The sequence below is a fragment of the Rhizobium sp. 18055 genome, from assembly GCF_902706285.1.
GTDB lineage: Bacteria > Pseudomonadota > Alphaproteobacteria > Rhizobiales > Rhizobiaceae > Rhizobium.
This window is the reverse complement of the sequence record NZ_CACSKD010000004.1, coordinates 244149-264279: the sequence shown is the minus strand read 5'-3', so window position 1 is coordinate 264279 and position 20131 is coordinate 244149. Positions and strand designations below refer to the sequence as shown.

Sequence of the window (20131 nt, the reverse complement as noted above, 5' to 3'; positions counted from 1 at the left end):
TCCCTACTTCCGGAGGATCACCCATATTGCGTGGATGATCCCCGGGATGTAGCCGCACAGCGTCAGCAGAATATTCAGCCAAAACTGCAGGCCGATACCGACCTGCAGGAATACGCCGACAGGTGGCAGGATGATCGCGAGAAGAATGCGTATGATGTCCAAGGTCGCCTCGTTCATGATTTCAGTATTTCACGCATCCAAACGCGGACAGGAGCCGTTTGGTTCAATGCGGCAAGGGAGGAATTGATGACAGACAGCAGAATTGCGCAGGATTTGATCGCGCAGGAAAATGAAAAGCGCGCAACTGCGCTCAAATCCGATTACGAAGCGCTCGGCGCCAATCTCTCCCGCCGCGGCGTGGATATCGAAGCCATCACCCGGCGCGTGTCGGAATTTTTCGTCGCCGTTCCCTCATGGGGCGTCGGCACCGGCGGCACCCGCTTTGCCCGCTTCCCCGGCACCGGCGAACCGCGCGGGATCTTCGACAAGCTCGACGACTGCTCCGTCATCAACGAGCTGACACGGGCAACGCCGAACGTCTCGCTGCATATTCCGTGGGACAAGACCGACGTGAAGGAACTCAAGGCGAAGGGCAATTCGCTCGGCCTCGGCTTCGACGCGATGAACTCCAACACCTTCTCCGATGCACCCGACCAGAAGCATTCCTACAAATACGGTTCGCTCAGCCACACCGATGCCGCCACCCGCGCGCAGGCCGTCGAGCACAACATCGAATGCATCGAGATCGGCAAGGCGATCGGCTCGAAGGCGCTGACCGTCTGGGTCGGCGACGGCTCGAATTTCCCCGGCCAGAGCAATTTCACCCGCGCTTTTGAACGCTACCTCGCCTCGATGGCCGATATCTACAAGGCGCTGCCTGAGGACTGGAAACTGTTCTCCGAGCACAAGATGTACGAGCCGGCCTTCTATTCGACCGTCGTGCAGGACTGGGGCACCAACTACATGATCGCCCAGACGCTCGGCCCCAAGGCCCATTGCCTCGTCGACCTCGGCCACCATGCGCCGAACACCAACATCGAGATGATCGTTGCCCGCCTGATCCAGTTCGGCAAGCTCGGCGGCTTCCACTTCAACGATTCGAAATACGGCGACGACGATCTGGACGCCGGCTCGATCGACCCCTACCGTCTGTTCCTTGTCTTCAACGAACTGGTGGAAGCCGAACAGCGGGGCGTCAACGACTTCAACCCGGCCCACATGATCGACCAGTCGCACAATGTCACCGACCCGATCGAAAGCCTGATCAACAGCGCCAACGAAATCCGCCGCGCCTATGCGCAGGCGCTGATCGTCGATCGCAAGGCACTTTCGGGCTTCCAGGACGACAATGACGCGCTTATGGCAACGGAAACGCTGAAGCGCGCCTACCGCGCCGATGTCGAGCCGATCCTGGCCGAAGCTCGCCGTCGTTCCGGAGGCGCGATCGATCCCGTCGCGACCTATCGCGCCAGCGGCTACCGCAAGAAGGTGGCCGCCGAACGCCCGGCATCCGTCGGCGGCAGCGGCGGCATCGTCTGAGGCTCAACAAATAACATCGGGCCGCCGCCGGATCGGCCGCGGCCCGAATGCCGATTAAACGGCGCCGCGGGTTTCCACGTAAAGCGCATAGACAGAGTGGCTGCTTGCCATGAACAGACGGTTCTTCTTTGCGCCGCCGAAGACGAGATTCGGGCAACGCTCCGGCAGATGGATGAAGCCGATGGCCTTGCCTGCGGAGTTGAACACCTTCACGCCGTCCAGCAGTTCAGCCTTTGCGTCGGCAGCGCCGCTGCTTCCCCAGCCGCACCACAGATTGCCATCGACATCGACCTTGAAGCCGTCGAGCCCGCCCTTGTCATCAGCGGTGACGAGAACCTTCTTGTTGGAGAGCGTCACACCGTCCTTGCCGACATCGTAGCTCCAGATCACCCGGTTCGGCTGCGCGCGACCTTCGACGACGTAGAACTTCTTCTCGTCTGGCGAGAAGGCAAGACCGTTCGGGCCATTGAGTTCATCCGTCACGAGACCGAGCTTGCCATCCGGCGCAATGCGATAAACCGAATGTGGCAGCTCCGGCGTTGCCTTTTCGCCTTCCCACTCGCCGGCGATGCCGAAGGGAGGATCGGTGAACCAGATCGAGCCGTCGGACTTGCAGACGATATCGTTCGGCGAGTTCAGCTTCTTGCCTTTGTAGTTGTCGGCCAGAACGGTGATCTCTCCGTCATGCTCCGTGCGGGTCACCCGACGCGTCAGGTGTTCGCATGTGATCAGCCGGCCTTCCAGATCACGGGCATTGCCGTTCGAGAAGTTGGATGGGCTGCGGAAGACACCCCAAGTGCCGGTCGCTTCGTCGTAACGCATGATGCGGTTGTTCGGCACGTCGCTGACCAGCAGATAACGTCCGTCGCCGAACCAAACCGGGCCTTCCAGCCAGCGGTTTCCGGTTGCTATCTGCTCGACCGAGCTGCTGAACAGCCGGTACTTCGCAAAGCTCGGATCCAGGATTTCGATCGCTGGATCGGGATAACGCTGGTTTGGCTTGAATTCGAAAGACTGTGCGGATGCCACCTTGGGCAATACCGCGCTCGCCAGCGCGGCTCCAGACATGGCTATAACGTTGCGGCGTGTGTAGACCACTTTATATCCCTCAATATATATCTTGGTTCAGATGAACCCAATGAACACCGGCATGGCCAAAATTTTGGCCCACGCCCCTTTTTAGAACCACCTCAGCGTGTGGGCCCATGGCTTCTACCGAGGCTGACCTACCCAGTTCATGAAATCTATTCGGGAAAAATGATCGGTTATTACTTATACTTAAACCTGCGTAATTTTCTATATTATAATGTATAAGTGGATATATCGAAATCCAGGTAAGCATAACGTGCCAATAAGCCCGCTTTTTACGAAAAAAGTCATCAGTTGAAACAAAGTCAGAATTTTTTAAGAACGAGCGCTTAGGTTGCTACCACGAGGTTGAGATGACCCCTCTGTGCTGCACGCATGATGCGTCTTTCCACCTTATTTCAAAATTGATTTTCACCATCTGCTCGACCTGTCTTGCTCATTCGAGCACGGTTTGTCGTGAGCAACGATTCTAGAGGCGCGCTATGCTCAAAAATTTGAAGATAAAAACCAAGTTTCTCATTGCTATTGCAATGCTTGGCCTGATCTCACTCGCCGGCTTGATGTACGTCACCAGCAAATTTCATTCGGCCAACCAGTCATACACCGGTTTTCTTCAGAACGAGAGTGCAGCCGCAACGCTCGGCGCACGCGCCGCCGCCGGTATCTGGACCTCGACGACCTGGCTAAGCCGCGCCGTGACCCAGGAACCCGGTTCGCCTGCATTTGACAATATCTCCAAGCGGTTCGGCACGGAGTTCGCCGGCGCACGCGATCGCCTGTCGCAGATCCCCAATCTGGTTGCCAGCCGCAAGGACGCAATCGCCGAATTGCTTGCTGGCGCCGATGGCCTGAAGACGATTGGCGATCAGTTGATTGCAGCGCGCGCGGCAAACAACGCCGAGGCTGTTCAGAACCTCTCCGCAAAGCTTGACGATGCAATCATCGCGCTGTCGCCGAAGTTTGGCGCAAACAACAAGGCGATGGCGGACCTGCTCGACAATGGCGGCCGCGAATTGTCCGCATCCGTTTCGGCTACCATTCTCAGTTCAATTGTCGGCCTGATCGTCGGCATCGTTGCAGCGATCGCATTTGCAATGACCATCGCCCAAAAGGGCATTACGGCACCGATGGCAAAGCTGCGCGAGCGGATGGCATCACTGGCCGAGGGCGAGACCCGTGCCGACATTGACGGCCTGGACCGCCGCGACGAGATTGGTCAGATGGCCTCTGCCGTTGCCGTCTTCCGCGCCAACGCGCTGGAGCGGTTGCGGATCGAGCAGCAGGCTGAAGCCGCGCGCTCGATGAGCGAGACCGACCGCCTGCAGCGCGAGGCGGAAAAGACTGCCGAAGCCGCCAATCTTCAGACTGCCGTACAGGCGCTCGGCCATGCGCTGGGCAACCTCGCCGATGGCGATCTGGCCTGCCGCATCGACATGCCGTTTACCGGCGATCTCGACACGCTGCGCCAGGACTTCAACTCTGCTGTGCTCAAGCTGAACGGTGCTCTTCAGGCCGTTGGCGCCAATGCAAGCGCGATCGGTGCAGGATCGAACGAGATCCGCGCATCGGCGGATGATCTCTCCAAGCGCACGGAGCAGCAGGCTGCTTCGGTCGAAGAGACGGCGGCTGCCCTTGAAGAAATCACAACCACGGTGAAGGACGCCGCGAAACGCGCCAACGAGGCAAGCCAGCTCGTCGCTCGCACCCGCGAGGGAGCCGAAAAGTCAGGCGAGGTCGTTCGCAATGCTGTCAAGGCCATGCACCTGATCGAGCAGTCGTCGAACGAGATCAGCAATATCATCGGCGTGATCGATGACATCGCCTTCCAGACCAATCTTCTGGCATTGAATGCCGGTGTCGAAGCTGCGCGCGCAGGCGATGCAGGCAAGGGCTTTGCAGTCGTCGCACAGGAAGTGCGCGAACTGGCACAGCGCTCGGCCAAGGCAGCCAAGGAAATCAAGGCGCTGATTACTGCCTCAGGCTCCCAGGTCGAATCCGGCGTGGCGCTGGTCGGAGAGGCGGGCAAGGCGCTCGACGTCATCGTTTCGGAAGTGCAGGAGATCAACCGGCACGTCCATGCGATTGCCGAAGCATCGCGCGAACAGTCGATCGGCCTTCAGGAAATCAACACCGCCGTCAACAGCATGGACCAGGGCACGCAGCAGAACGCCGCCATGGTCGAGGAAACGACGGCCGCCAGCCATAGCCTCGCCAATGAAGCAACGGCGCTCTCGCATCTGATGTCGCAGTTCAAGCTCGGCGGTGAGGCAATGCCAAGCCAGGCTCGTCCAGGTGCCGGCAGAACGGCCAGCGCCGGCAGCAGTCATGCACCGGTGGCTTCCCCGGCACGCCAGCTGGGTCAGAAATTGAGCAACGCTTTCCGCGGCAACGCTGCGCTCAAGCAGGAACCGGAATGGTCTGAATTCTGATCGCATTGACGATCACAGACGGGGCCGGCTTCGGCCCCGTTTTGCTATGTGTCTTCGTAGCGCTTCGAGGCGCGAGTGCTCAAACGAAAAGAGCCGCCGCTTTGTCAGCGACGGCTCTGAGAGGGGCAGGGAAAAGCCCGAAGCGTCAGCAAAAGCTGCAGGTCGCAGCCGAATTGCTCTTAATGACGTTGATGAATTTCTTTACCGGATTGGCGCGCTGCTCACGCTTCACGGCCGCATTCTCCAGAAGTCGCTTGAAGTCCTCAAGCTTTACGCCATCGGCGCGCATCACCATGGCGATCAGGGGGTCGCGAAGGGCTTCGGATATCGTCAGGTCGTCTCTGGTCTTTCTCATGGCTCAGTCCTCCTTTCGTGGGCGGTCGCCCGTGTTCCACCTTGGCTGCACTGCCCTGTCGGCATTGACTTCCGCAAAAAGTGGTGTTACCGGTAAGTAACAATACATTTGTTACCGATCGGTCACACGGATGTCAAGGACACTGTCCTCAAAAAAATCAGAAACTTCGAACGCGCTCATGCCCGCGAACACAGACGAAAAGATTCCTCCACGGGAGCGAATTGTCTCGACTGCGGCGGAGCTCTTTCGCGAGCACGGAATTCGCGGCATCGGCGTCGATGCCATTGCCGAAGGTGCGCTCACCAACAAGATGACGCTCTATCGGCACTTCGGCTCGAAGGATGAACTGGTGTGCGAAACGTTGCGCCGCGCCTCCGACAAGGCCGAAGCGATCTGGCGCGAACTGGATGCAGCGCATCCCGGCGATGCCCGTGGCCAGTTGGTCGCCTGGGTCGAGCTGCGCACCCAGAGCCTGTGCGGCGACCAAGTCGGCGGTTGCGACCTCGCCAATGCTGCGATCGAACTCAAGGGCGAAGGTCATCCGGCCTATAGCGTCATCGAGCGCCACAAGGCGGAGCAACGCGACAGGCTGGAGGCTCTCTGTCTTGCGGCCGGCGCGCGCGAACCGCAGTTGCTGGCCGACACGCTGACCCTGTTGCTTGAGGGCGCCCGCGTTACCCGCCAATCGATGGGCAACGACAACTGTTGCGGTCATTTCTCCAAGGCCTGCAATGCCGCAATTGCGGCGTTCGCCTGAGCGGCAGTTTCGGCGGCTTGGAACTTTGCGCGGTTGTGTTCGTTTTCAACCAGATGTGGAAACACGGTTGAAGCAGGAAGATGAATTACATCTATCTCCATCGCCTGTATGCCAAGCGGGCAGAGCTTGAAGCCAAGCTCGAACTCTATGACGCGCGCAACTGCTTCGGCGATGAAGACATTAACGACGGAACGGATCTCGACCTGCGTTCGCGGATCGATGAGATCTCCTTCGAGATTGAGACACTGGAACATTCCCGAGCCCAATAGACGGCAAACGTAACACGCTCCGGGCATCGCCGTTCGGTGTGTTCTCAGCGGCTCATCAACGATAATCTCAGAGCTACGGTTTCACGGCTGCTGTAAACGAGGGAGACGCCGTCTTCTTCGCCAGTCTAACAACATCGACAGTCGCACACCAGTCATAGGCAGCGAAAAGGATAGCGCAGCCACGAGTTACTGCGCGACAATCTCAGCCGTCACCTTCACCTGGTCTCCTGGCTCGAGGATGGTGTTTTCCTCTGCCTGGATTTCCTTGAATGCGCCGTTCACCTCTCTGACGATCGACCGCCTAAGATTGGCTTCCTGGATATTGGTGTCGTAGCGTGATGCATCGACGGATTGATCGAGAGCCTCGGTAATCAGTCCCTTGCTCGTGGACATCTGGAGATTGACCCTCTCCGTCTCGTCCTGGGTCTCCTGAAGTTCCTGCGCCAGTTGCGCGCTCCAGTCGTTGCGCAGCGTGATTTCGCTCTGGTCGGCGCGGCTTATGTCCTGCTTTGCTCTGAGTGACGCCGTATCGATGTCGAGCAGCGTCGCCTCGATGTCGGCAGTGCGCTGTTCGGCCGCCAGCTTGCGATCTCGAAGCACCAGCCCGCGCTCTGCCAGATCATCGACCTTGTCCAGATCTTCCTTTGCCAATTCAAGCTGACGCGTCTGGGTTTCCGTCTTCTTCGCAAGCGAGACGATTTCGCTCCCGAGCAGTTTCTTCAGGTCCGCAAGCGCCTGAAGTTGCAGCCCCAGTCGCTTCTTTCTGGAATCCATCAGCGTCGTTTCGCTGGTCATCAATTCTTGGACGTCCGGAAAGTCCTTGAGCTCTTTTGGAGTATCGATCACATCCTTGCCAGCGATCTCCGACTGGACACGCGCCCTGCGAGCAAGCAGTCGTCCCTTCCTTGCCAAATCGACGGAAAGTTCACCCTTCGCTGAGATGACATCTCTTGCAAACCGGCCATCGGCGCGCCTCAAGCCACCAGCAAGCGTCACCGCCTTCGAAAGCGTCAGCTTCGGGGTGAATGGATACTCGCCAGGCTTCTCGACATCGCCCGATACGAAAATCGGTCGGAATGTCGCAATCTCTACCGATGCTGACGGACGGTTTTTCAGGCCAAACAGCACTTCGAGGCCGCTGCCGATATCCTCGCCAATGGCGCTGGTGGGGCGGCCCGCGGCCGGCATCTCACCCAAGAATGGCAAGGCCAGTGTTCCCGATGGGCCAACGGTGTAGACACCAGTTAGCGATGACCAGTCCCGAATGGTACCTTCGGTTGTTTGCCACTCCGCCACTCTTATCTGCACTTTATCAGCGACGCCGAGCACGTAATCCTCGGCGGCATGAACCGGAGCACAGGTCACGCCAAATAACAAACATGTAACAATTGCCAGTTTTCGAAACATACCGCGGCCGATCAAAATATTATCTTCCACTTCCGAACTCCAGACAAACAACGATGAACTTATACATCACTACAAACCAGCTTTACATGATGTATCCGCATCACGCAAACAGCCTGACCTGCACCTTAGTTGTCATTTTGAATTAAAGCACAATATTTGCAATGCATAAATCGCTCTATAGCAACGATTATCTGCAGTTAAATTTTTTTACTTATATACTTATAATATATTTCTTCTGCATTCGGCAATGACTGCAGAGAACGGCGTCAGGCCGTTTCGATCGCATGATAGATGGCCGCAGTTGCAGCTATGCGCAACTTGGGGTGGATCAGATTTGAGTGACCCAAGAGCAGTGCGTCTGTGTTCGTCGAAAAGATGAGGGCGAGCGCTTCGAGCTTCGTTGCATCGCTTTTCCACTGACGACGGGCCAGGAGCTTGCGCAATGCCGCATAGTGACGCCGGCGAAAGTCGCCATTGCATCTCGCTTCAAAATATTGCGCGTAGATCTCGCGTTCAACGTCGCGCGCGGATTCCAGCTCATTTTGAGCTGCAGCGAAGAGATTACGGCAGGCATGCAGGCAAAGAAACAGGTCGTCGGTACCGGTGAAGGCGCGATCCCAGTGCTGGTTCGGCAATGCCGCTTGCTCATCAAGCCGGCGATAGCCGCTGATCAGCCAAGCCGCGGTGTCCGCGTCTGCGCGCCCGCCAATATCGGTCTGAGCGCGAACAACGACATCCAGCTCCGCCAAAAGCGCTGATGTCTTGTAACCCCGCATACGGGAGGCATTATGCCCACGTACCAAATGCGTCAAAAGATCACTATTGTTGCGCGAATTCATGTCAAACAGCCCGCCAGATACCTGGAAATGAACAGTGTTGCCATCTGCCTCCGGTGAGGACCACGGCAGCTTATTCTGTCTTGATACCATTAATTGTTACTGAAGGCGGTAAATGTGCCGTCAAAGTCACAACGATTTTCGCTGGAAGCTTTATGCCCGCTCGAACGGCAACAATAAGGCGGCAACCGCACAGCGGCGCCGCCTGATGACTGATCGTCGATAGTGATTGCAGGTGCCGGAAGTGAGGCTGTTAGAAGCCGCTGCCGCCGCGAAGCTCGTTCAGCACGGTGCCGAAGATGATCCTGATGTCCAGCCAGAGACTATAGTGGTCTATATAATGAAGATCGCAGAGTATTCGTGCCCGCGCCTTGCTTGGGCGAACAGTTGGCCCGCGCAGACCGCGCAGCTGTGCCAGGCCAGTAATCCCAGGCCGAACGGCATGTCGGCGGTGATATTCCGGAACAAGTTCTTCATAAAGTCGGCCTGCAGCCAGCATGTTGACGGCGTGGCAGCGAGGACCAACCAACGACATGTCGGCACGCAGCACGTTCAGAAGCTGCGGCAGTTCGTCAATATTTGTCTTGCGCAGGAAGAAACCAATACGGGTCAGTCGCGGATCGTTTTCGACCGTCTGCGCTACGCCGCTGAGATCGCAGTTTTCGATGCGCATCGAGCGGAACTTCAAGACCTCGATCTTACGACCGTTCAGGCCCCAACGCAGCTGCCGGAAAAACACCGGGCCAGGACTATCAATCTTGATCAGCGCCGCGATGATGACAAGTACTGGCATCAGCACAAGCAACGCCCCGGCCGATACGACAATATCGATCGCCCTTTTAACCGACAACTGTAGAGGATGCCGCGGCGCGAACCGCTCCACATTCTGCGGGAGCACATATGGCGTGCCCGGCAACCCATGCCTCGGCGTCATACTGAGTTCGTGCCTTATCGGCACTGCAACATCATCAGCGCGGCGTGCGATTCCCATTGATTATCCCCATTCGATGATGAGAAAACCATATTCATCTTATATCTCAAAGTAAATGATGATTAAATTATCACTAAACTAAGTTATTATCCGTACTACAGAGTGTAAAATCTCAGAATTCGGCTAAAAACCATCGTTTTTGTTCATTTTTCCATAATAATGTCGGCAATCACGCTGTTTTTACTGCGTACCTTGTGAGGGTCCGGACCTACCTCTTAAGTATTAACCGCGAAAAACGCCTGAGGGGATTTATTTATGAGTTCCAATCACATTTTTGAATTCTGCTTCGAATCGACAGCGCGGAAACCGTCGATGTCGCGCCTCAAGTCCATAGCCAAGACCTACTGGCCGAGCAGCGCAGAAGCCCGGCAATATTGACGAAAAATATTCCTTGATGTCGTGGAAATACTTGCATAACCTGAACATTCAGAAGACTAAATGAACTTCGATAGTATTCCCTAGTAAAGGAGTCTGCTCTTCTGGATTGTCGTGCGCGTATTGGACGACATCCATGACTTTGGAACCAAGCAGGTCGCTTGGGTCACGCTTGCTCAGCAAAATCGCTGGCGGAAACCAGTTGGCAGCACCAGAGCATCGAAATCACTCCGGACGGCCGGGACAACGGATCGCGGCGCCACAGCAGCGCATCCATCCATCACCAAACACCTGACAGAGGATCATAATGTCTGTAAAAATCGTACCCGTGATCATGGCAGGAGGAAAAGGGACCCGGCTGTGGCCCCTGTCGCGCTCATCGGCGCCCAAACAGTTTATCCGCTTTCTCGGCGATCAGACGCTCTTTCAGCTAACGCTATCTCGGCTTTCGGACCGGTCGATGTTCGAGCCGCCGGTGGTTGTGACCAATGAAGATTTCCGCTTCCTCGTTGCCGAACAGGCCCGCGAAAAGGGTGTCGAGCTTTCCGCCGTGTTGCTTGAGCCGGTTGCCCGCAATACCGCGCCGGCGATTGCCGCCGCTGCGTGCCTGATCGCAGAGCGCTACGGCAAAGATGCAATCATGCAGGTCCTGGCTTCGGACCACGAAATCACGGCCGACGAGCGCTACTTCGACGCCATAGAAACGGCCAGGGCGGCTGCAGCCGATGGCTTTCTGGTAACCTTCGGCATCAAGCCGACGGAACCGGCGACCGGCTATGGCTATATCGAGATTGGCGAGGGGCTGCCGTCAAAGGCCCATCGCGTCAAAGCCTTTGTCGAAAAGCCGACCGCCGAGCGCGCCGAACACCTGATTGCCTCCGGCAATTACGCGTGGAATTCCGGCATCTTCATGCTCCCCGTCGGCAATCTGCTTTCGGAGTACAGCCGACTGGCACCCGACGTGCTGAAGGCGGCAGAGGCTGGCGTGAAGAAGTCGCTCCGTGACCTGGACTTCATGCGGCTCGACGCCGAGAGCTTTGCAAAAAGCCCGGACATTTCCATCGACTACGCGATCATGGAAAAGACTTCGATCGCCGCCGTTGTTCCTGCTCGCTTCGCGTGGTCGGATCTCGGCAGCTGGGACAGCGTCTGGAAGACAGGCGAGCGAGATGGTGACGGAAATCTGGCGGCAGCGAACACGACGCTTATCAACACGAAGAACTCGCTCGTCATGACGCACGGCATTCACCTGGCCGTGCAGGGACTTGATGACGTGGCGGTGATCGCCAGCGAGGATGCGGTCTATGTCGGCAGGCTGGGCGACAGTCAAAACGTAGGGAGCATCGTCAAGACGCTTGCCAAGGCGGCAGCCACGTCGAAATTGACAGAAACGCACCCGACATCCTACCGCCCATGGGGCGGATATACGTCGATCTTCAACGGTGATCGCTTTCAGGTGAAGCGGATTTTCGTAACGCCCGGAAAGAAGCTATCTTTACAGAAGCACCATCACCGATCGGAGCACTGGATTGTCGTCAAGGGAACGGCCGAGGTGACCGTTGGTGACGACATCAAGATGCTGCGAGAAAACGAATCCATCTATATTCCGCTGGGCGAGGTTCATCGCTTGGCAAATCCCGGCAAGATTTTGCTGGAACTGATCGAGGTCCAGACCGGATCCTACCTCGGCGAAGACGATATCATCCGCCTTGTCGACGAATTCGGCCGTCAATAGCCGCAACAGAGCATCGGCCCGGCGTTGCTCTCGGCCAGTGATCGAAAGACCAGCAAGTGAGGTTATCCACATGAGTGATTATCATGTCGATTGCATTGTGATTGGCGGCGGTGTGGTCGGCCTTGCCATTGCGAGGCGCTTGGCACTTGCCGGTCTCGAGACCTTCGTTCTCGAAAAGAACGCGGCGATCGGCATGGAGACCTCGTCGCGCAACTCCGAGGTCATTCATGCCGGGCTCTACTACCCGACCGGGTCGATTAGGGCCAAGGCCTGCGTAAGCGGCAGGCGGATGCTTTATCGCTATTGTGCCTTGCGCAATGTGCCCTTCAAAAAATGCGGGAAGCTGATGCTGGCGACATCGCAGGATCAGCTTCCCAAGCTGAAGACGATCTACGAAAACGCCATTGCGAACGGCGTTGAAGGGTTATCCTGGCAAACCAAGGAAGAGATCAACGCAGTCGAGCCGGAAGTGAAATGCGTCAGTGGTTTCCTCTCCGCCGAGACAGGGATCATTGACAGTCATGGCTTCATGCAGGCTCTGGAGGCCGACCTGTTGAATGCCGGTGGTTCCGTGGTTCTCAACACGCGCGTCCTGCAGCTCACACCACAGGCAGGCTCGATCGTCGTCACGACGGCAGATGCGTCAGAAACGACAATTTCGGCGCGATACGTCATCAATGCCGCCGGCCATGGCGCGCCAAAATTGGCTGCAGCGACGGCCGGCCTAAGCGAAGTTGCGGTGCCCCGGCAGTGGTATGCGAAGGGCAACTACTTCTCGCTCAGCGGTGGGCGCCAACCGTTTTCCCGATTGATCTATCCACTACCTGAAGCCGCAGGCTTAGGTGTGCATGCGACACTTGATCTTGACGGCAATTGCAGGTTCGGGCCCGATGTCGAATGGGTGGAGCGCGAGGACGATCTGGCGGTTGACCCGGCGCGCGCCCATGCCTTCTATGAGGCGATCCGGATTTACTGGCCGGGTCTCGAGGAGGGAAGGCTGGAACCTGCTTACTCGGGAATGCGACCGAAGCTTCACGATGCATCCATCCCGCAGCCGGACTTTCGGATCGATGGACCTGCCGAACACGGCGTCGATGGGCTCGTCAATCTGTTCGGCATCGAAAGCCCGGGTTTGACGAGTTCTCTGGCGCTGGCAGACCTCGTTGTCGATCGGCTCGGCATTTCAGGAAGTTTGACTGATGCCGCGGAGTAGCAAAAGGAGCGATACATTGTCTGTGGAATTTTATCGCGTGCTATAGGGGGGAGCCGTGTTGACTCCACCGGAAACGGATACGGAGCGACCTATATATTGAATTATCTCCGACCTGATCCAGGACGGCTTTTAGTCTAAATTAAAATATAAATATATTATCAGAGCAACCGGAAATAATACTGCGTACTTGCTTGTCGGCACGATAATTCTATGCGAGTTTCAGGCCACAAAGGAAGGCGCGAGCATTGATGTTCTTCGAACCGGAAGCCGTCTTGAACCCGTGGTGTGGCGCCGGTCAAAACGGCTGCGATAGTCCGGATATGCACTATCTCTCCCCGCAGGACTGCCTCTCCGCGCCGGACTGCCAGGCTGATCGACCAATGACATTGCGGCACGGATAAGCACATGGCGAGCGCAAGACGACTGGCAGCGAACTTGTTCTCAGGCGTGTTCACCAACGTGACGCGCATCGCCATCCAAGCCGTGCTCCTTCCGCTTATGGCCAATCTGCTGGGCCCGAGCGAACTCGGACTTTACGCGCTCGCGCTGCCTATCATCAGTTTCGTGATGCTCCTGTCGGACGCCGGCCTCGGCGACAGTCTCGCGAAGGAAAAGGGCGACGGAACGCTCGTCTGGTCGAGCGCATTCTGGGGGCTCCTTGCGACCGGAATCATATTGATGGCGTGCTTATGGGGCGTGTCATTCTTGGTCGCCTCGGTTGCCAATCAGCCGCGACTGCCCGATATCATGCTGCCGCTCAGCCTGACACTCCTCATGGTCGTGATGACTGTCATCCCCAACGCCATGCTGCTGAGGCAGGGCAATCTCGTCCCGACCGCACTTGCCGACCTGTTCGGCAACATCATCGGCGCGGCAACTGGAATTACTCTCGCCCTTTACGGCTTTGGTGTCTGGTCAATGGTTGCTCTCTACGTCGTCACCTATGCGACGCGGGCGATCGTTCTCAACGTCGCAAGTCCGTTTCGGCCGCGGCTGGAGTTCGACATTAGCTCCCTGTTCGGCCACACCGGCATGGGCAGCCAGATTCTTGCCACCCGTCTGATGGATTTGCTGACCAGGATGTTTGAGAATGCACAGGTCTCAAGACGGCTTGGGGCAGCGTCGCTCGGCGGCTACAGCTATGCCAACCAGATCGGATTCTTCGCCGCCAACGCGGTTGGCAATCCGCTGTGGGCCAACCTCTATTACGTCGCAATCAACCGTGGTCCTGCCGAGGTTAGCGAACACTATATTCGCGCCCACCGAATTTTCTCGCTTCTTGTGTTTCCAGCGTCCGCCGTCCTCGCACTCGCGATGCCCTCGATCGTGCCGTTGCTCTTCGGCGAAGCCTGGATCAACGCCATTCCGTCGATCATGGTCATGGTCCTGGCAACGCCGTTCGGCAACCTCGCCGTCTTCCAGACGGCGATACTGTTTGCAAGAGATCGCGGCCGGCTGGTGGTTGGAGGATTAGCGCTTGTCATGCTGTTTCGGGTCGCAGTTGTTGTTGTAGCCTGGCCTTTTGGGCTTATCGGAATGTCACTTGGTCTGGCTGCTGCAAATATCCTCTATTTTGTGGCAACGCTCATTTTCATAAACCCGATGATCGGCGTCAGGCGACGTGACATCATCCGGATGATTGCCGCACCGATTGCAGCCAGTACCGCATGCGGTGCCGTATTCTGGTTCCTGGTCGGCGAACACGCCACGCTCGTTCATCTTGTTGTTTGCGGCCTTGCCGCGTTGCCGGTCTATTGCGCAGCGCTTCTAGTCCTGGACTACCGGCAATCAAGGCTCGACTTGGCCGCGGTCACAGACCTGGTCGTGCAGCGTAAGCCGCCGCAGCCCGCTACAACTCATTAAAACTACTACGTCTTTTGAAGAAATGGGGTTTTGGCCACGTTGCTTTTCCATTAGGTTTGTATAATCTTTACCTCAAGATCAGACTGTCATTTCTCCTGTGATTGTGAGTAAATGCGCAAGAAAATCATAATCAATGGGAAATTTTTACTTGCAGCCCTTGAGGGCATGCCCCGCGTCGGACGCGAGATAACCGCGGGGTTCGATCAACTTCTCGATTTGCCGGAATATTCGAACATTAAGATCGAGGTGGTCACTCCGAAGGGCGGGGCGGCTCAGGCCCGCTACAAGAACATCGAACTCACTGAAATCGGCCACTTTAGCGGTGGCCCTCTTTGGGAGCAGATCGACTTGCCGCTTTACACAAAAGGCGCCTATTGCCTGAACTTCACCGGCACGGCCCCGATTATCAAGAGGAATGGCTGCGTGGTGGTCCATGACGCCCAGTTCCGTTCCACCAAGCAATCGCACAGCCTAAAGAGCTTCGTGCTCTACAACATGGTTACGACCTGTGTGTCACGCCGCTACAAGACAATCGTCACTGTGTCGAACTATGCCAAAGATGAGATCCTGAATTTCAAAGTCACCACACGAAGCGACATCCATGTCGTCCCAAATGCCGTCGATCATGTCCTGCGCTTCAAGGTCGATCCCGAGGTCCTTGAGAAATATGGGCTCCAACAACGCGGCTACGCGCTAGCAAACAGCTACATCTATGCACACAAGAACGTCAAAACATTGCTTGACGCCTTCTCGCGCCTTTCCGCCGATTATCCGTTGGTTCTATTTGGCTCATCCAGGAAGGCCCAGTACGATGACAAGGGCATCGTGGTGCCGCCAAACGTCAAATTTCTGGGTCGGGTTTCTGATGAAGACCTGATTTCCCTGATGGCACAGTCCCGCATGTTTCTCTTTCCATCGACGACCGAGGGTTTTGGACTTCCGCCTTTGGAAGCGATGCGGCTCGGCACCCCTACCGTGACGGCAAAAGCGGGGGCGATGCCCGAAAATTGCGGCACGGGGGCCATCTATGCAGATCCATTTTCCGTCGATGACTGGGCCACGAAGATACAGGCGCTCTGGCATGACGATGAGGAGCGGCATCGGCTGTCGGCAGCAGGCCTCGAGGTTGCCAGCCGGTTCCAGTGGCAGACATCCGCCAAAGCCTATCTCGACATCATTCTCCGCGACGCCTGATCGCGCGCGCAGGAGTGCAGCAGTTCCGGTGGCCAAACTGACGACTTTCAAGAAAGATCAGATGTGTTGATTTCCAATATCGGTGACACGGTGTGGAAAACGCGTTCGTCCGGCGCAAGCCGGCACGGCGACTTGGCTGAGGCGGGGCACAACAGAGTTCAGGGTGTTAACGCTGGGGCAGCCCCGGCGTGGGTATCTATCAACCAAGGCAAGCCTCCGGCTGCCTGACGGCTGCTGCCGGCCAACGAACCTAAAGATCACAGATGAACACAAGCCTCGAGAGCACGCTCACCTGTGTATCGGGTGTCCCATGCCGAGGAAGGTCGGCTCGTCGATATGCGGCCCCACAGGCGTTTCGATCAGGCGCCATGTCACACTGTTCACCGGCCACCAGGCAAGGTTCAGGACATAGTCAATTGGGGAGAAGCGGTAGCCCTGTGCGCGCAGTGCCGTCAGCATCTCGTCGGCCCGCTCGCGTTGGCCCGTCAGACGCCAGCGTACGGTCAGCCGGCACATCTGCCCGAGCCATTTGTTCAGGGAGTGGCGATAGTCCCTGTCATTGTCGAATGCCTGATGCCCGAAGTGATGCAGTACGTGCATGTGGACGAGTTCGCGCTGGATGCCCTTCTTCTTCAGTTCCTTGCCCGTCACACTTTCCTCGTGGGCGCGATTGTAGACAAGCGGTTCCGGAATGTAGGCGAACTTTCCCCTCAAGGCGCTGCGAATGACCACGTGCGGATCGGGAGACCAGTAATTGTCGATGAAATTGTCGCGCAAGTCCTCGTGCATGCGCACGAAGAAATGGTGATAGGCGAGCCAGGATGTTTTGCCACGCAACATCGATTGCACGATCTTGCGCCCGTCGTGGACGAACGTCCCTTCCGGCATGCGAGCACGCCTGACAAGGTCGGCAAATATATCCTGACACATCACGACCTCGATATCGGGATCGCTTTCTGCAAGCGTGACGAAGGCTTCGATGCAATCGGGACGCACAAGATCGTCGGCACACAAAAGCTTGGCATATTTGGCCGCGGCAGGAACGTGCGAGAACGCCTTGTTCCAGTTGGCCGCCAACGGAAGGACGCTTTCGTTGGCGAAGCAAACGACCGGAACCCGGGCGCCCTTGAAACTCTCAATGATCTCGGCCGAGTCATCGCTGCTTGCGTTGTTCAAAAGCACGTGGACGACATTCGGATATGTCTGGGCCTGAACGCTTTCCATAGTCTGCCGCAGATAGCGGCCGCCGTTATAGACAGGTGTCACGATCGCGACCAGCGGCATGGAGCTGGGGTCTGCCTTTGCGATATCGGCGCTCATATCGATCCCTCTTTGATTTGATTTAAAAGACCGGCGCAGTTTGCTTATTGAAGGCCGGCCAAGATCTGTCCTTCTCCGACACGGTTGTCACGGCAATCGGCAGTTCGAGGCCCAGAGACGGATCGTCAAATCGCAGGCCGCCCTCGGCCGAGGGCTCATAACGTGCCGAAACCGGGTAGACGACTTCGACATCGTCGCTCAGCGTCAGAAATCCATGTGCGAAGCCAGGCGGTACATACAGCTGTCGCCGATTTTCCGCAGACAGTTCAAACATCCCATGCTGCAGATAGGTCGCAGACTGACTTCGCAAATCGACGATGATGTCGAGTATTGCACCTTTGATGCAACGCATCAGCTTGGCTTCGGCATAGGGTGCGCGCTGATAGTGCAGGCCGCGCAAAGTACCACGTTCCGATGTCCTCGACGTATTGGTCTGGACGAAGTGTGAGACCAGGCCCTTGGCCGCGAACTCATCCTCGCAAAACGACCGGGCGAAGAAACCGCGCTCGTCACCGCGCAGTTCAAGGTCGATCAGAAACGCATCCGCAAGCTTGGTCTCGTGAAATATCATCGCTATCGACCGCTACTCGGCAGCTTGCGCTGCATCATGCGGCGCAAATAGCATCTCCTGCTCGTCGTAGAGCGCATCGATCATCCGGCCCTTCGGCCTGTCAACATCGGCGAAGGTGATTGGTTGATCCTTGGCGATCGGCTTATTCACCTTGCCACCAATCGCCAAACCGATGGGGATCAGATTTTCGGCCCGGATCGTCTCGATGTTCTCAAGCATGCCATAAACTTCATAGCCTCCCAGTTCATCGATCGAGTCACCGGGCTGCAGGTCTTTCTTTGCAAGCGCAATGACGCCGACACTCGGTCCCGCTTTTGGCGTAAGTGTCGCATCCTCAAAGAGAACGGCGCGCGCAACCGACCCCGGCACCTCGAAGTGGCAGAGATGATAGGGCGTATAGAAGCAGTAATAGGGCCCTGCCCCCATCTTGTAGTAATTCAGGAAGTGCGCCTGGCGCTCGTCACCATCGACCTGCTTTGCCATAACGAAGATGCCGGGGCCCGGCCTGGCGCCCATCACGTAATCGACATAACCAGGCCCATCACCGATCTTGTCGAGATATTCGCTGAAACCCGAGATCGTCTCTTCAAGCGGCACCAATGGCTTGTAGGGATCGCCTCCGGAAAAATCCGGGCCGATCATGCCGCGCTTTGCCACCTTCATGCCGGTGCCATTGGCGATGACCGCTTGTTCGAACGAGATCTTGGTACCATCCGCAAACGACGCGACCATTGCCGGTTGCAGACCCCATTTTGCAGCGAAGGATGCCTGCGTTGTCGGATTGCGGTATGGGTCGTAGAGACCTTTCATGTTGCCGCAGAGAACCGCCTTCAAGCCGATTCCTTCTACGAAACGCACGAGGTTCATCTGCGCGCCAGGCTGGTCGCCGTCTCCGGCCGTATAGACCACGCCCTTCTGGTCCGCTTTCACTTTCAGGATCGGGCCAACCGTGCCATCGAGCTCGGCATTGACCTGCACCACATGCTTGCCGCATTCGATCGCTTCAAGCACCGCGCATGCCGCAAATTCCATCGACCCCGTCGCCTCGATGATGGCGTCGAGCTCCTTGGCGTTGGCAAGCAGCGATGGGTTGGTCGTCACCACCGGCGTCGAAGAGGCAATTGCCGCATCGACGTCTGCCTGGGTCTCGCACCTGACCGGGCTCAGGCCGATCTCGGAAAAGGCAGCGATCGCATTTTCGATCGTGCGGTTCGAAATCGCCGCCATGCGCATGCCGGGCGTCGAATTCTCGATCGTTCGGGTGATCGCCTTGCCCTGGACGCCAGCACCAATCATGCCCACCAGAACCGGACGGTTTTCTGCCTCACGTCTTTTCAAGGCATTGTCGACGATAATCATGCTTCTACCCTCTCCTTATGGCCGAAGTCGCGCTGCGTTCAGTCGCGCCAGACCTTCCATGGCGCGCCGGTTTGCCACTTCTTCTCGAGCGCCATCTTATCCCTGAGCGTATCCATGCTTTCCCAGTAGCCCGGATGGCGAAAGCTCGCGACCTGACCTACCTCGACCATGCGCCCCATCGGCTCATCTTCCCACATCTGATGATCGCCATCGATGACGTCAAAGACGTTGGGCTCACAGACGAAAAAGCCGCCATTGATCATGCCGCCATCCGTGGCGCCCTTTTCACGGAATGCCTCGACATGTGTTCCTTGTTCGGAAAGCCTCAATGCACCAAAACGGCCAGGCTGCGTTACCGCGGTCAGTGTGCACCACTTGCCTTGATCGCGATGAAATTGCATGAGGGACTGGATATCGACGTTCGAGACCCCGTCTCCATAGGTGAGCATGAACGTACCGTCGGACAGGTATTTGCGCGCCCGTTTGATGCGTCCAGCTGTCAAGGTATCGACGCCCGTATCGAGAACGGTCACCTTCCAGCTCTCTGATTTCGCCTCGAGCCATTCGACGTTGCCCGTCGAGAGGTCGATTGTAAAGTCGGTAATGCTTGAGAAATACTTCAAGAAATATTCGCGGATGTAATCGACCTTATAGCCTCCCAACACCACGAAGTCATTGAAGCCATAGTGGCTATAGATCTTCATGATATGCCAGAGGATAGGCCTGCCACCAATCTCGGCCATCGGCTTTGGGCGAATTGAGGTTTCTTCACTCAATCGCGTTCCGAAGCCGCCCGCCAGCAATGCAACTTTCGTCATAACTCAACCTT

General features: G+C 57.0%; 18 protein-coding genes. 8 read left to right on the top strand and 10 right to left on the bottom strand.

The annotated features are described in order from the left end of the window. Positions 1-3: 3 nt before the first annotated feature. A complete protein-coding gene (locus GVL52_RS09875; RefSeq protein ID WP_160006326.1) occupies positions 4-162 on the bottom strand; it encodes a YqaE/Pmp3 family membrane protein in 159 nt (52 codons plus the stop codon). 84 nt (positions 163-246) lie between these two features. On the opposite strand from GVL52_RS09875, the gene rhaI reads away from it, so the two are divergent. Beyond that, positions 247-1539: an L-rhamnose catabolism isomerase gene (gene rhaI, locus GVL52_RS09870; RefSeq protein WP_160006324.1), complete on the top strand. Its 1293-nt coding sequence runs from the start codon at positions 247-249 to the stop codon at positions 1537-1539. Between the two features lie 54 nt (positions 1540-1593). Here rhaI and GVL52_RS09865 read toward each other — a convergent pair whose 3' ends face one another. Then, a complete protein-coding gene (locus tag GVL52_RS09865) occupies positions 1594-2637 on the bottom strand; it encodes an SMP-30/gluconolactonase/LRE family protein (RefSeq protein ID WP_160006322.1) in 1044 nt (347 codons plus the stop codon). Positions 2638-3110: 473 nt separating this feature from the next. Here GVL52_RS09865 and GVL52_RS09860 point away from each other — a divergent pair, with 473 nt between their 5' ends. Further along, the gene (locus GVL52_RS09860; protein ID WP_160006320.1) at positions 3111-5057 is read left to right on the top strand and encodes a methyl-accepting chemotaxis protein; all 1947 of its coding nucleotides are present in this window, start codon (positions 3111-3113) and stop codon (positions 5055-5057) included. Positions 5058-5202: 145 nt separating this feature from the next. On the opposite strand, the gene GVL52_RS09855 is transcribed toward GVL52_RS09860, so the two are convergent. After that, positions 5203-5412, bottom strand: coding sequence for a hypothetical protein (locus tag GVL52_RS09855; RefSeq protein WP_160006318.1), 210 nt, complete (start codon positions 5410-5412; stop codon positions 5203-5205). 130 nt (positions 5413-5542) lie between these two features. On the opposite strand from GVL52_RS09855, the gene GVL52_RS09850 reads away from it, so the two are divergent. Together GVL52_RS09850 and GVL52_RS30840 are read left to right on the top strand one after the other, a co-directional pair. Next, entirely contained in the window at positions 5543-6169 is a 627-nt protein-coding gene (locus GVL52_RS09850) for a TetR/AcrR family transcriptional regulator (RefSeq protein ID WP_160006316.1), read from the top strand. An 80-nt stretch (positions 6170-6249) separates the two neighbouring features. Next, entirely contained in the window at positions 6250-6438 is a 189-nt protein-coding gene (locus GVL52_RS30840; RefSeq protein WP_160006314.1) for a hypothetical protein, read from the top strand. Positions 6439-6624: 186 nt separating this feature from the next. Here GVL52_RS30840 and GVL52_RS09840 read toward each other — a convergent pair whose 3' ends face one another. The 3 genes from GVL52_RS09840 to GVL52_RS09830 all read right to left on the bottom strand — a co-directional run bounded on the left by GVL52_RS09840 (position 6625) and on the right by GVL52_RS09830 (position 9672). Continuing rightward, positions 6625-7896: a polysaccharide biosynthesis/export family protein gene (locus GVL52_RS09840; protein WP_244619134.1), complete on the bottom strand. Its 1272-nt coding sequence runs from the start codon at positions 7894-7896 to the stop codon at positions 6625-6627. Between the two features lie 215 nt (positions 7897-8111). Further along, a complete protein-coding gene (locus tag GVL52_RS09835; RefSeq protein WP_160006312.1) occupies positions 8112-8684 on the bottom strand; it encodes a hypothetical protein in 573 nt (190 codons plus the stop codon). Between the two features lie 250 nt (positions 8685-8934). Continuing rightward, positions 8935-9672: a sugar transferase gene (locus GVL52_RS09830; protein WP_306440358.1), complete on the bottom strand. Its 738-nt coding sequence runs from the start codon at positions 9670-9672 to the stop codon at positions 8935-8937. 682 nt (positions 9673-10354) lie between these two features. Between GVL52_RS09830 and GVL52_RS09825 the strand changes: the two genes are divergently transcribed. From GVL52_RS09825 to GVL52_RS09810, 4 genes are all read left to right on the top strand, one after another. Further along, positions 10355-11782: a mannose-1-phosphate guanylyltransferase/mannose-6-phosphate isomerase gene (locus GVL52_RS09825; RefSeq protein ID WP_160006310.1), complete on the top strand. Its 1428-nt coding sequence runs from the start codon at positions 10355-10357 to the stop codon at positions 11780-11782. Between the two features lie 70 nt (positions 11783-11852). Beyond that, positions 11853-12995, top strand: coding sequence for an NAD(P)/FAD-dependent oxidoreductase (locus GVL52_RS09820; RefSeq protein WP_160006308.1), 1143 nt, complete (start codon positions 11853-11855; stop codon positions 12993-12995). A gap of 405 nt (positions 12996-13400) precedes the next feature. Continuing rightward, entirely contained in the window at positions 13401-14858 is a 1458-nt protein-coding gene (locus GVL52_RS09815; protein ID WP_160006306.1) for an oligosaccharide flippase family protein, read from the top strand. 111 nt (positions 14859-14969) lie between these two features. Further along, positions 14970-16052, top strand: coding sequence for a glycosyltransferase family 1 protein (locus GVL52_RS09810; RefSeq protein ID WP_160006304.1), 1083 nt, complete (start codon positions 14970-14972; stop codon positions 16050-16052). Positions 16053-16340: 288 nt separating this feature from the next. Here the strand turns inward: GVL52_RS09810 and GVL52_RS09805 are convergent, their stop codons facing one another. From GVL52_RS09805 to rfbF, 4 genes are read right to left on the bottom strand one after another with little or no spacing between them, the layout of a single operon-like run. Next, on the bottom strand, positions 16341-17372 hold the full coding sequence (locus tag GVL52_RS09805) for a glycosyltransferase family 2 protein (RefSeq protein WP_160006302.1): 1032 nt from the start codon (positions 17370-17372) through the stop codon (positions 16341-16343). A gap of 22 nt (positions 17373-17394) precedes the next feature. Continuing rightward, entirely contained in the window at positions 17395-17943 is a 549-nt protein-coding gene (gene rfbC, locus GVL52_RS09800) for a dTDP-4-dehydrorhamnose 3,5-epimerase (protein ID WP_160006300.1), read from the bottom strand. A gap of 12 nt (positions 17944-17955) precedes the next feature. Continuing rightward, the gene (locus GVL52_RS09795; RefSeq protein ID WP_160006298.1) at positions 17956-19302 is read right to left on the bottom strand and encodes an NAD(P)H-dependent oxidoreductase; all 1347 of its coding nucleotides are present in this window, start codon (positions 19300-19302) and stop codon (positions 17956-17958) included. 38 nt (positions 19303-19340) lie between these two features. Continuing rightward, positions 19341-20120: a glucose-1-phosphate cytidylyltransferase gene (rfbF, locus tag GVL52_RS09790; RefSeq protein WP_160006296.1), complete on the bottom strand. Its 780-nt coding sequence runs from the start codon at positions 20118-20120 to the stop codon at positions 19341-19343. Positions 20121-20131: the final 11 nt, after the last annotated feature.